At 45.1% G+C, this 13,331-nt stretch carries 12 protein-coding genes; 6 read left to right on the top strand and 6 right to left on the bottom strand.

The annotated features are described in order from the left end of the window. Positions 1–26 precede the first annotated feature (26 nt). From G451_RS0125230 to G451_RS0125250, 5 genes are all read right to left on the bottom strand, one after another. Complete coding sequence (locus G451_RS0125230) at positions 27–431, bottom strand: response regulator (RefSeq protein ID WP_027186400.1); 405 nt, start codon at positions 429–431, stop codon at positions 27–29. Between the two features lie 106 nt (positions 432–537). Then, a complete protein-coding gene (locus G451_RS0125235) occupies positions 538–1,449 on the bottom strand; it encodes a valyl-tRNA synthetase (RefSeq protein WP_027186401.1) in 912 nt (303 codons plus the stop codon). A 97-nt stretch (positions 1,450–1,546) separates the two neighbouring features. Next, positions 1,547–3,514 (bottom strand): PAS domain S-box protein, encoded by a 1,968-nt coding sequence (locus G451_RS33405; RefSeq protein WP_051261906.1) that lies wholly within the window; start codon positions 3,512–3,514, stop codon positions 1,547–1,549. 1,005 nt (positions 3,515–4,519) lie between these two features. Then, complete coding sequence (locus G451_RS0125245; RefSeq protein WP_027186402.1) at positions 4,520–4,834, bottom strand: Hpt domain-containing protein; 315 nt, start codon at positions 4,832–4,834, stop codon at positions 4,520–4,522. 67 nt (positions 4,835–4,901) lie between these two features. After that, positions 4,902–6,314, bottom strand: a complete 1,413-nt coding sequence (locus tag G451_RS0125250) for a sigma-54-dependent transcriptional regulator (RefSeq protein ID WP_027186403.1) — start codon at positions 6,312–6,314, stop codon at positions 4,902–4,904. Between the two features lie 242 nt (positions 6,315–6,556). Here G451_RS0125250 and G451_RS0125260 point away from each other — a divergent pair, with 242 nt between their 5' ends. The 4 genes from G451_RS0125260 (at position 6,557) to G451_RS33410 (ending at position 11,736) form a co-directional block, all read left to right on the top strand. Continuing rightward, positions 6,557–7,261 (top strand): PilZ domain-containing protein, encoded by a 705-nt coding sequence (locus tag G451_RS0125260; RefSeq protein ID WP_027186404.1) that lies wholly within the window; start codon positions 6,557–6,559, stop codon positions 7,259–7,261. A 132-nt stretch (positions 7,262–7,393) separates the two neighbouring features. Beyond that, positions 7,394–8,518, top strand: coding sequence for an EAL and HDOD domain-containing protein (locus G451_RS31745; protein ID WP_051261907.1), 1,125 nt, complete (start codon positions 7,394–7,396; stop codon positions 8,516–8,518). A 169-nt stretch (positions 8,519–8,687) separates the two neighbouring features. Further along, the gene (locus tag G451_RS0125270; protein ID WP_027186405.1) at positions 8,688–9,443 is read left to right on the top strand and encodes a substrate-binding periplasmic protein; all 756 of its coding nucleotides are present in this window, start codon (positions 8,688–8,690) and stop codon (positions 9,441–9,443) included. Then, positions 9,406–11,736, top strand: coding sequence for a hybrid sensor histidine kinase/response regulator (locus tag G451_RS33410; RefSeq protein WP_084448785.1), 2,331 nt, complete (start codon positions 9,406–9,408; stop codon positions 11,734–11,736). Before G451_RS0125270 ends, G451_RS33410 begins: the two co-directional genes overlap by 38 nt. A gap of 12 nt (positions 11,737–11,748) precedes the next feature. Here G451_RS33410 and G451_RS0125280 read toward each other — a convergent pair whose 3' ends face one another. Continuing rightward, complete coding sequence (locus G451_RS0125280; RefSeq protein ID WP_156921823.1) at positions 11,749–11,940, bottom strand: hypothetical protein; 192 nt, start codon at positions 11,938–11,940, stop codon at positions 11,749–11,751. A 394-nt stretch (positions 11,941–12,334) separates the two neighbouring features. Between G451_RS0125280 and G451_RS31755 the strand changes: the two genes are divergently transcribed. Next, positions 12,335–13,003 (top strand): BMP family ABC transporter substrate-binding protein, encoded by a 669-nt coding sequence (locus tag G451_RS31755; protein WP_051261909.1) that lies wholly within the window; start codon positions 12,335–12,337, stop codon positions 13,001–13,003. Between the two features lie 133 nt (positions 13,004–13,136). Further along, positions 13,137–13,331 (top strand): transposase (locus G451_RS0125290; RefSeq protein ID WP_027186407.1); only part of this gene is annotated, 195 nt, incomplete at its 3' end.

Consider the following 13,331-nt stretch of genomic DNA (forward strand, 5'->3'; position numbering starts at 1 on the left):
GACCGGGAACGGCGCGTATAAACAAGTTATTCTTTAGGAATCAAATCAAGCCGACGCATCTCGGCAAGAATGGCTTTCTCTTCAATCGGCTTTTGAAGAAATGAAGCCACCGTTCCAAGATACATAGCATCATGGGTTTCATCATCGTCCTCAAGCACCGACGTCACGATAATTTTCGACCGCTTTTCGGCAGGGATGCCGAAATCTTTTTCAATCTCCCGAATCTCTGCCAATGCGCTTGGCCCATCAATGACAGGCATAAGCAGGTCAAGACAGATCAGGTCATATGGATTGTTTTCATCAAGAGCCTTCTGAACCATCATGACGGCTTCCTCACCGTTTTCCACGGTATCGCATTCAGCATGAGCATGGAGAATATACTCGAGAAAACTCCTACTGTAAAAATCATCATCAACAATAAGCGCTCGCATGTGTTCTCCCAAGGTCGTTAGGCGTGCAGACATGAGATAGGTGGTTTGTTGGCAATTAATCGTCTACCCGTGAGCAGCAAGCTGTGTCAAGATACAGAGAAATCTCCTAATGCGCGAAGTCGATAAATGACTGCATAGAACCGGAACAATGGCAACTCGAACCAAGATTACGTCGAAATTCAAGTCGTTTACGCAAACACGCAGCCGCTCCGTTCTCAAAAACAACCCAGGCGCGACCATAGTTGAAGCACAAGAACATCCCAGAGGGATCGGACGTAACCGAACGTGGTGGACCGGCTAACGCCTCGACATCATCGGGAGTCATACCGGGCATCACACTCTCCGACACAACATTGGACGCCACTAACATATCCATAAGCACTTCTTTTTTTTGCTCGTTCGCCTCGGCCATGCGGGCACGGACTGCATCTCGCACACTGTCCGGAGACTGCAACGCTTTGGCATTAAGTTGGGCAACCTCGGCTTGAACACGATCATATTCGGTTTTGGCCGCCGAAAAAAGTTGAAGATTTTTTTGGGCTGACTGCAACATAACTTGAAGGCGATCGAGCGACAGCCGACCAGCCATAGTCAAAGCTACCATCTTTGTCCCAGACTGCATGATGCTTTCTTCCGACAACGTTTGCCGGGATAAGGCCGCATCGGCAAAAATTCGACCCTGCTCAGCAGTCAATGGAAGACCTTGTCGATTTGCTTGCTCAACAACAGAAGACGCGGCTTTGGCCGCCAACTCAAGCCGAGTACGTTGCCGACATAATTTCCGACCATCGTCCGAATCCGGACAAATAGCCGATGCCGTCAATAAAACTACGCGGTCAACAGGATGACGATCCATGATTTCCGGCTGAGGCGTGGATGAAGCTTGTGTCTCGACGGGTGGCGTTGGCGTCGCCGCTGGCGTAGAGGAAATGGGAGTGGGAGTGGTGTCGGACCATGCCATTGCTGGCATGAGCACCGTCAACACAACAAGAATCCGTAGACCCAATCTCATGGCCATGCCAGCCTCCTTCGACACATTGAGGGTTGCTCATGCATTCGGCAAAAAACGCATAGTATTTCTCCGAAATAAACGCAGCAAATTTCGAGCCATCCGACTACAGCACAGTAATGATCACCAAAGTAATATCATCCTGAATTTTGCTTCCTTGGGTGAAGGCCGCGAGGTCATCATAGACCGCATCCAAAATTTGTTCGGACGGCTTGCTTTGGTTCCGCCGAATGCTGTCTCGCAAGCGCTCCTTCCCGTACATTTCTCCGACAGCGTTTCGCGCCTCCCAAATACCATCTGTCCCCAGCGCGAGGATTTGACCGTGCCCAAACCCATGATGTTCACATGAAATATAGGAAATGGTTTCATCCACACCAAGCGGCAACCCTCGCCCGATCAGTTCGGAAAATGCATCCGTCGCCGGATCGTAGACCATTGCCGGATCATGTCCGGCGCGCACCCACTGAATACCGTGCGTTGTCGTATCAAGTGTCATATAAAACATGGTCATAAAGCGCCCACTGCCAACAAGGTCACAGGCAAGGTGTCTATTGAGATCATCCACTACCGTTGAGACTTCTCCTGGCTGCGTCACGCGCATACGTAAAAAACCACGTGCCATGGTCATCAGCAATGCGGCATCCACTCCATGACCGGACACATCCCCCACCACCACGCCGAATCGTCCCGGAGAAGGAGCATAAACAGGGAAATAATCATAATAATCGCCGCCAGCACCCTCACACGGCAGACAGCGACCGGCCACATCGAAACCGGCGATATCGAGATTTTCTCGAGGAAACAGGCTCTTTTGCACTTCTTCAGCCAAAGCGAGTGCTTTTTTGGTCTCCGTGAGGTCCGAAATGAACGCCACCTTGCCGAGCATGTCCCCTTCAACGGTCTGTAGCATATTGGCATGAAACAGAGCCGGTACATCAACACCATTTGGCCGACGCAAAACGGTTTCAAATTTAGCATAGCCAATCTGCAACCGCTGCATCACCGATTTGATGAAACCCGATGAGACACTTTCCGCAAAATCCCATGGAGAACGCCCTTTGAGTTTCTCAGATGGTATCCCGATTAATTCGGCAAAAGCATTGTTTACATCAAGAATGCAATCCTCATTATCCGTCATCATAAAGCCTTCACCAGCGGTTTCAATAATACGCCGAAATTTGGCTTCACTTTGACGTAACGCGTTCTCCGCTTTTTTCCTCTCGGTGATACAGACAAGGATTCCTTGATAGTCCGTGATGTTGCCATTTCCATCCGTTACAGCAACGGTTTTATCGTCCACCCAATGCACTTCGCCTGATTTAGACAACATTCTATATTCCTGAACATAACTCGTCCTTCCCTGCGCTGAAAACTCCTCAAGCTCAGATCGTAAACGTGTGATGTCATCGGGGTGAACAAGATCACGGAATGCGATTTCGCCACTCAAAAACTCGTCCGGAGCATATCCGAACTTCATGATTGAATCGGAAACATAAACGAGTTGTGGAGGATCAGCGGCTTTTCGCCTGTATAACACGACAGGACTGTTATCAATAATGACCTGTGCAATACGTAATGCGTCTTCTGTTCGTTTTAATGCGGTAATGTCTCGTACCGAGACAAGTACTCCAGTGATATCTCCGTTATCTTCACGATACGGAACGTATTTTACCATGGAGTAATGGGACTCCCCTAAACTGTCGGCAGTCCATAAGTTAAACTCTATATTTTCTCCTGCCAATGCTCTATCGAACCGTGGTTTAATATACGAGTCAAAACGCTCCCAGCCGAGAATATCCGCAACGTGCTTCCCTGCCACGTCTTCTCTTTTTAATCCGAAAAAGGAACAGAATCCCGCATTGACAACCAAATACCGATAATTGGCGTCGGCCAAAACAATTGTATCGGGAGCTTGACTGACGATGTTTTCATAGATCATTGCACGACGCATTGTCTCCTGACAGACATTCTCTTGACAGCACTGTTGCCGTTTCAATTTCTCAAGTTCTGTACGAAGCGCGGCATTTTCCGCTTCGAGAAGAGCAATTTTGCCATCAACATCGTGAGGAGTCATAGATTTACTTCCGTCAATAGAATGAGGACATGACTAGAAACCCATGCCAATGGGCAGAGACCGTGCAAAATTTTCTTGAATCCCTACACCGTGTTCTACTCATCATAGTACACGGAAGATTCCTTTTTGGAAATGTCGATAACCGCACTCCTTATTCTCCTCTGAAACGATACCTACCAAGAGTGCAAACACCATGGCCTTCCTCTCCTATAACGTCTTACCAAACCTTCGAGTAACTATGCCCACTCTTCGTATCTTCTTTTTTTTTGTGCATTGTTAGAAAAAATTTCTTTATTCCAACAGCATCTCTGCTTTTTATATTATTTGAAGATGAAACAATATGATATCTCTGGGCAACCACGTCCTATACTCGAGGGGAAACAAAATTTTTCAATATGTTCTCAGACTGCACTCCATGCTGGACGAATATCGACATTCCTACAACAAACCATACATATCTTGACATAAATTATACGTTACATTCTCCAAACACGTTGAAAATAAAAAATCAAGTAGAGCAATAGATCACGATATTGTAAATAAGAGTCGTTACGAAGAGCACGACAAGAAAATTCAATTGGCCTTTAAAAAAGAACTGGACAAATTCGGTCTCAAAACGATAAAAGAGCCTTTGCTAGTTGTTTAACCAACCAACTAAATAGTTCTGTCATGCCCATAACGGGGCATACACAGAACTGAAATTTAGCAAAACACTTTGCAATATCATGTCTTTCATGTACTATTGAAATGGATGGTTATTTTTAAACCGGCTATCACGAAGACATCATTTACTGACCGGTTTAATAACGGAGGCTTCCGCCCCCTTCGTTTAACGTTGTGATCTCTTTAGATTAGCATAGGCACATGCCCATCCAACGGCCAACCCCGAAGAGAACCCCCGCTCTTCGGGGTTGTGCCGTTTATAAGCAGAAGCAAAGAGAAAACAATCAGAATCTTTTTTCAAGATTATGAATTGTCCTGACGAAGACCGTCATACAAGGGAGCTTACGAAGAAAAAACGAAATCGGCTTCTCTTTCTATTGATGTGACAAGCGCTTCAACGTTCGAAGTTTGTTGCTTCCGTAGCGCATCATCAAGGTCATAACAAAGCTTCAAACAATGCAATGCGCCAATAGTACGCATGAGCCCTTTCAGTTGATGAACGACTCGCAATTGCTCATGGACATGGCCAGTAGAAATAGACTCCTTAAGAAGAAGGAGTCGTCCGGGAAATTCTGAAGCGGTTAGTGAAAATATCTCATTGTAAATATCCTCATCCCCACCCATCACTTGAATTGCAGTTTCTTTATCGAGATGCATGACGTCCTCGTATCATTTTGCCTTCATGTCTGGAATAACATAGCAAAAATGATGCCTCCTATGCGCGTCACAAATCCATCGTTCGCCCGTATTTGGTGAGAAGTTGATAGAGTCGTGAGCGGGAAATACCTGCAAGCTGACAAGCTTGACGAACTTGTCCCGCAGAACGGGAAAGAAGATTATCCAGATATTTTTCTTCCAGTTGATTATACGCTTCTTGCCGAAACTGCTTAAGCGTCGGGATTTGTCCCTCGACACGCCCTAATCCAATCCCTTGATCATCATAAAGCCCTACACTCGAAGAAAACCGCTTTCGAAAATAATAAGTTTTAAGCTCAAGTGGAAGATGATGTGGATAAATTACACTTTCATCATCAGCATTCGCAATGGAAACTTGGATGATATTAACAAGCTCTCGTATGTTCCCTGGCCATGTATAGCTAAAAAAAGCGTCGAGACATTCTTTAGAAATTCTTTTTGGAGGAACATTATACTCTCGACAAACTTTTTTCATATAATGCTCAACGAGAAGAGGAACATCTTCAATACGTGCTCTCAGTGGCGGAACATCAATGTGAAAGACAGCCAAACGGTAGTAGAGATCTTGACGGAAAGTTCCATTCTTAACCATAGCCTTTACATCAGCGTTTGTCGCCGCAATATAGCGACACTGATTTATGATTTCCCGAGGAGAGCCAAGCGGGCGAAAACGGCCTTCCTGAATGACACGCAACAAAGACCTCTGCAGACTTAACGGAAGATCCTCCACTTCATCGAGAAATAGCGTTCCATCTTTGGCTTGTGCAATAAGGCCTTCACGTCGCTCCTTGGCATCTGTAAACGCACCGCGCTCATGTCCAAAGAGGAGAGACTCACCAAGGGTTTCAGGAATATTGGTGCAATCAACAGTGACAAGAGAAGAATCAGCCCGCTTGCTATTGAAATGAATGGCCCGCGAGATAAGCTCTTTGCCCGTTCCTGTCTCCCCCGTAATAAGGACATTCCCCAAACTTTGTGCTGCCTTGGATATCCTTTCTAGGCATTCACGGAATACCGGAGCATTTCCGAGCAGTTGTCCGCGTAACCTGGAAACTGATTTCCGGACCTCGCCCCGACTCTCACGAAATTGCAAAGCGCGAGCAATAAGGAGTTTGACTTCATTGTACGCTAACGGCTTTCCCAGATAATGCCATGCTCCATTCCGGATAGCCATTTCTGCACTATCAGGTCCGCTTTCACTAGTAATAATGATTACTTCAGGCATCGCCGGAGTACTGCGAAACGCCGTAATACTTTCAAGCCCATTCGCATCAGGCAAAATAATATCAAGTAATACAATATCGAAGTCGACCTGAGAGGCCAACGCAATCCCATCGGCTACACATTGCTCCGCTGCCGATTCATAGCCGAGCTTCTTCATATACAGCTCAAACTGCCTGCACAGAACAGGATCATCATCAACAATGAGAATTCGGGCCATTCAACAACTCCATATGAATGAAAGAGAGTATGCGAGGACGAAAAGCAACATGCTTAGTTTGTATGAAAAAGCACTTTGCGTGTATAATAAAATTGGAAACTGTGCAAAAAAAAACAACACAATACTTTTCTCTCCCGTTCAACTTTCACAAAAGCCTCTTGATTCTCGATCATAACATAATCCATCCAATTGGCATGAATAATGAATATTAAGTATATCTAATGACAACAACGAGGGATCATATGACTGAAGCCTGCACTGCTCAAAAACAAATGAAGCAAATGGAACAACTTGACTCCATGGATCCTTCCAATGCCTTGAGACTTCCCGTTGGCGTCAGCGTCAACCTCGAACTCATGAGTACAGGGAAGAGAATATGGGGAGAAATTGTTGGTCGTAAGGATGGCCGATTCATATTGGTCATGCCACGGCTCACGCCTGGAGATAAAAACTTGGCGAGCGAGTCGATGATTGCTGTGCGCTACATGGGAAAAGAAGGTCAACTCTGCGGATTTCGCACAACTGTCCTTCGATTCATGCACACCCCCTGCCCGTTACTTTTTCTCTATTATCCAGATCAATACGAAACAATCGATCTTCGAAAAAACAAACGGTTTGATTGCTTTGTTCCAGCCACAGTTTTCGTCAATGGAAACAATTATGGTTCCGTTATTATAAATATTTCACGATGCGGCTCAAAAGTTGTATTACAAAAAAACAATGAGACCCCCAATCTACGTGATATTTGCGTCGATTGCGAAGTCTTCATTTCATTCAAATCTATAACAAGCCCAGATGATATGTACATTAAAAGCATTGTTCGCAATGTAAAACGCAAGCAAGAGAACATCATCATTGGCTTAGAATTCAAAGAATTCATTGGCAATACCTTGCAAAATCTCGACAAATTTCTACTCAAATGCAAAACCATCTGCGAGCTTCAGTAACTCATGAAGTCTTCTCATCCCCCACACACGACGCTTTACAAGCCTGTCTTTGTTGCCAGACAAGCAATTTATCAGGAAGATCAAAAGCTGTGGGGGCACGAGCTACTTTTCCGATCAGGAAACGCCAATAGTATGTCGCCTGACAATGATCCTGAGATGGCAACAGCGTCCGTCATCACCGACGGCTTGGCGATTTCGGAGGTACGCCGCGATCCGGATCACAAAGTGCTCATCAACTTCCCTCCCCGTCTCTTACTCCAGGACGGAGCATTCGCTCTACCCAAAGATACATGCATTATTGAAATTCTGGAAACAATTCAGCCAGAACCGGAGACGATCAACGCCATACGACGACTCAAAGAAGCGGGATATACACTGGCTTTAGACGATTTTACGGGGAATCCAGCCTTTGACGTACTCATTGATATCGTTGACATTGTCAAGGTAGATGTCCTTGAACTCTCCCCTACTCAAATCATCTGCATCGGCCAAAAATATGCCGGACGGAGTAAATTGCTTGCCGAAAAAGTCGAAACCGATTTGGTGCACTCCTTGACGCGTTCGCTTGGGTTTACCTTATTCCAGGGGTTTTACTTCTCAAAACCCATCATGGAAACTGGCCGTACGATTCCAACAGGCAGCATCATGCATTTACGGCTCATTAATGAACTCAATGCTCCAGACTGCGATCTGAACAGCCTCTCCAGACTCATTTCTCAAGACCCAGGCCTCAGCTACAGACTTCTCAAATACATCAATTCCGCAGCGTATACGTTCAATGCCCGGGTAGAATCTATTAGCGCAGCCGTTATCTTAATGGGCTGTGAGCCTTTGCGCCATTGGCTCATGGTCGTCGGCCTGACCAACCTGATCAGTCACGATAAAGCGCAAGATGTGCTGTCTTGTTCGGTTATCCGGGGCCGATTCCTTGAGCTGGCCTGTGAAGCCGGCCTTATAGGTTCGACAAAGCCTGGTTCCATGTTCATGTTGGGATTGTTCTCATCACTCGATGTCATCTTGAATCAGTCGATGGAGCATATTGTTCCGCATCTCGCGCTAAACGAGACCATAGAAAAGGCTTTGTGCGGTCAGAGAAATCAAGCGAGAAACTGGCTTGATCTCACTTTAGCCATCGAAACAGGGGACTGGGCAACAGTCACCGCGACTTTGCGCGGAAGCAAGATCAAAGAAAATCAACTCGCATCACTCCATGCGAGAGCGACAATATGGGCTCGAGAAATCCTTGTTTCTTCGTGATTGTCGCATAATCAGCGGTGTTGCAAAAGCCATCACTTGACGAAATAAACCGCTGCTCAATACAATCTTTAAACAAAGATCAACGGAGTTGAGTTGGCGTGAATATGACTATCTTATAAGACAAAGGTATCCATCTCATACGGTACCAATCACATCGAGAGAAAATTGTATGAATCAACTCTATCAACGTTTCTTTTTCTGCTTATTCGCGTTCTTCCTCCTCTCTTCCAGCTCTGCAGCACAGGGAAAAGAACTTCTTATCGTGGCAACGGATTATCCGCCGTACGAGTTTGCAGTCCCGCAAAACGGGGAACGCGGTTTTGATGTCGAAGTCGTGGAAGAAGCGTTTAAGCGAGCTGGTATTTCCGTGCGCTTTGAGTTTTACCCTTGGTCCCGAGCGCTACAAATGGTCGAGGATGGAACAGCAGCAGGAGCATTAACCTGTGCGAAAAATCCCGAGAGAGAAAAAATCTATTTCTTTTCCGATCCAATAAGCCGTATGACTGATGTTTTTGTCGTCCGAAAGGACCACAAGTTCCCCCCACTTTCCAATATGAACGACATCAAAAAATATGGGCTCTACCCTGGAACAATGCGAGGAAATTACACAGAAAAACGTTACAAACAGTTGGGTATTCCATATGACCTCTCGCCTTCAGAAGTTATTGCATTGCGAAAACTCGCTGACAATCGCATTGACGTTATCGCGACCATAGAAGAAAATACCCTCTACAACGCAAAACAACTTGGAATACAAGATAAAATCAAAACATACAAATCGGAAGACGTTGAAACAAGCCTCTTTCATGTTATTTTCAGCAAAAAATGGGCAGGAATGAAACGCATCGTTCACATTTTCAACGAAAACCTATCTGCAATGAGACAAGATGGAACGTACGAAAAAATTCACCAAAAATATAAATAGGGTTCATAAGCTTTTCCCCAGCTTAGGACTCAGCAAGAAGTTCCTTATCCTCCTTCTTCCTCCTGTTATCATTGTAACAGTCATTGCAATTTCTGCACTTTCATTATTCAGTTACTACGATTTACGACTCAAACAACGTCAGTTTATTGTTCAATATATTGAACGACAGAAAGATCCTCTTATTGCACATATCTGGAACTACGATATTCCTTCGTTTACGGCAGAGCTTCGCCTCCTTTTGCTTATTCCCGGCGTCAACCAAGTCACAGCGTATGATGACAAAGGAGAGATTCTCGCAAAACTCAACAATGAAACCGCACCTCAAAAATCATTTACTCTCTCTGTCAGACTCAACAAAGACACCCCGAGCCGGACGATATTTCTTGGCACAATTGTGGTTCAGTTCAGTTCTATTGAAATATATGGAGAAATGCTAAACCGATTCTTATTAGCCGTTGTTTTTTTAGGTATTCTCGTATCCATTATCACCGTTTCAGCCGTAAAATCCAATCGCCTACTCGTCACAGAGCCATTACAACGTTTCGTCTCCACCATCCGATCATCAAGAAAAAAAGAGATGCTTCAGCCCATCACATGGTGGCCGGCAAATGATGAGCTTGGAGAAGCAATCGACGCCTATAACAAACTCATCATACAGCTTGACGCCAGAGATCAGAAGCTTCGAGAGCGTGAAGCACAGCTTCAGTCAACGCTTGACGAGTTACGGGAAAGCGAATTGCTGTATCGTAACGTCAGTGAACGAGCCAGTGACGGCATTCTCATCGTGCAGGACGAGATACTTGTTTATGCTAACATGGCGTTGGCAAACATGCTCTGTTGCCGCCTCGAAGATATTATTGCCCAACCTCTTGCCAAGATCATCAGCCCCGAAAACAAAGACGCGATTGTTAAACGGTACCAGAAAAGGCTTTCTGGAGAAAACGCCCCTACTCGCTACGAGACTGTCGCCATGTTCCAGAACGGTCCCCGCGTCAATGTGGAAGTCAGTGCCACTGTGGTCGATTACCACGGTAAGCCTGCTGGCTTGGGCATCGTCCGTGACATTGACGCCCGAAAAGCCGTTGAGGAGGCTTTGACAGATGCAAAACAGAAGGCTGAAGAAGCCAATAAAGCCAAGACAAAATTTTTAGCCTCTCTCAGCCATGAAATTCGTACTCCCATGAATACCATTATTGGAATGTCTGACATGGCTTTACTCTCTCGGGATGAGGACAGGGAGAGTGCTATCCAAGATATTCGCCGTGCAGCAGACTACCTCATGCAGCTTTTTAACGATCTACTTGATCTCTCAACAATTGAAGCGGCTGAAATCTCCGTCCACAAAGAGCCTTTCAATTTATCTGAAATGCTGCATTTCATAACAGACTCTATGCAGCCTCAAGCCAATACAAACAAAACTTCGTTGCACCTTCATATCCCCGACCATATTCCCAGGAGGGTCCGAGGAGACTCATTTCGAATACGTCAAGTTCTCCTCAATCTCTTAAGTAACGCCATCAAATTCACTCCTCAAGGAAAAGTGTCGCTTACCTTTGGCATGGCCTGTCTATATCCAAAACAGAATCACCAAGCGGATGCCGCGTGTTTTTCTATAAGGGATACGGGAATAGGTGTTGATACAACAATGCAAGAGGCTATCTTTGAAAATTTTGTTCAGGGTGACACATCGACAACGCGTGAGTTCGGCGGGGTAGGTTTAGGGCTCGCCATCTGTAAACACCTTGTTGAAGCCATGCAGGGAAAGATATGGCTCTTTTCCCAAAAAGGCGTCGGCAGTACCTTTGTATTTATGCTTCCTCTGCCTTCCGTATGTGGAGAAAGTGAAACGTATGCTTGGGAAAATGCATCGTCCTCTCTTCATGCATCCTGCAAAATCCCCAGTTTTAATATCCTCGTAGTGGATGACAGCCCAGCCAACACAAAATTGATGGAACGGTATTGCGAACGGTTGAAACAGCGCATGCATAAAGCGGAGAGTGGGCCAGAAGCACTCGATTGGCTTACAAACAACACTGCAGACATCGTGCTTATGGACGTTGAAATGCCGGAAATGGACGGATACGAAGTGACGAGGCTCATCCGTTCAGGCAAAATAGGATTCGATCAAGCACAGATTCCTATTATTGCTCTTACCGCCCACACATCTTCACAATTCCATGAAAATTGCCTCGCTGCGGGTATGAATGATTTTTTATCCAAACCGTTGCAATTCAGCCGGTTCCAAACCCTGCTCGTCAGCTTGAGTACATCAAAATATGGCCATAAATTGTGAATCAAAGCCCCGCTACTTTTCAATCCACTTGACTTTAAAGGGATCGCTATCGTTCCCAGCCGCAAATCGTAAACCAATGGATCGTAACAGCACTTCAGCCTCATCGAGACAATCTTCATGAAGCTGCTGGAGACAGCTTGACTCTCCTTTCGGACACAAAAGATAGCGCCTTAAGATACGGGGGTCGTTGGGTAATTCGATCATAACACAACGCTGCTCATGGTACTCCAACGTATTGAAAAAGAGTTTTCTCAACGAATGTATAATTTTTTTGTACAACGACCTCTCTCCTGTTTTTTAGACAAAGCGAGCTTGTCATAAAGCTGCTGTGCCCAAATACGATGGGGGTAAACGATATATTATCTAGTACTTATGACTCCATACATCATTTCAAGCAAAATATGGGCCAATACCCATAATCATTCAACAATGGATATGCAGTTCAACAACAACACTTCTACTTACAGGCGATACGGTTGACACGCATTTCTTACAGAGGGGATTCCAGTTTTATTCTTTCTATGATAGAATTTTCATCAATGATATTGCTGTTTTTTGTCTATCAATTTGTAACAAAGACATGGAGGCGTTGTTATTTATGCTTCGCTGCTTCTATAAAAAAATATCAACATATTGCTACATGTATTTCTTCATCTTTACTTGTCTTATAATTCATACTTCCAATGTATATGCAGAAACGTTTAAACCTCTTATTATTTACGAAGGAAACATTGAGGGAAATTCTTTCAATAAAACAATTCATGAAGGCGTGGAGCATTTTGTTGAGAAAACAGGGGAGGCGTGCAAAGAAATCATTGTAAGCAATAAGCAAAACGATTATATGAAGAACTTAAAGAAAAGTTGCAACGAAGGATACAGCCCCATATTTCTTCTTTATGGAAACCACTTTGAAGCTCTTCCCGCCTTTGTGCATCAATATCCCAGTATTCGTTTTATTACGCTTGGCATTGTGAAAGATGAACCGAATTTATTTTCTCTTGATTTTGCAGAGCATGAAGGGTCATTTCTCGCTGGTGCATTGGCGGCGATGGCCTCAAAAAGTAAAATCATTGGTTTTGTTTCCGTTTCTGACCTCCCACTTATGCGACGTTTTTCTTGTGGATACAGACAAGGAGCAAAATACATTGATCCTGACATCACGGTACTTGTCGGATTTATTGGGTCGTATCAGAATGCGTGGTTTGATGGTAAAGCGACAGCCAAAATGGCCAATGAATTTATGGACGAAGGGGCTGATGTTATTTAGTCGGGCCTGAAATACTCCCAGTGGGTTGAATTTTCTTAACAATCCTCTCTGTACAATGTAGTATTCTCGACCAGGAAATGCAGAAACCACGCAGAAAACCGGTCGAAACGATGCAACATTTGGCGGGAGAATCATGAGGGCGAAACCCAAGAAACAGCCGCAGGGGACTTTTCTCTATCCGGATCTTTTGGACCAGCTCAACCCGAAAGACCCGCTTCTTCAACTGGCCAATAGAATCCCTTGGGAGCGGTTCGAAAAGGAGTTCGCCGGGCTCTACAGCGACCGGGGCCGACCGGCCAAGCCTACTCGACTGATGGTGGGGCTGATG

The sequence above is a fragment of the Desulfovibrio inopinatus DSM 10711 genome (genome assembly GCF_000429305.1).
Classification (GTDB): domain Bacteria; phylum Desulfobacterota; class Desulfovibrionia; order Desulfovibrionales; family Desulfovibrionaceae; genus Alteridesulfovibrio; species Alteridesulfovibrio inopinatus.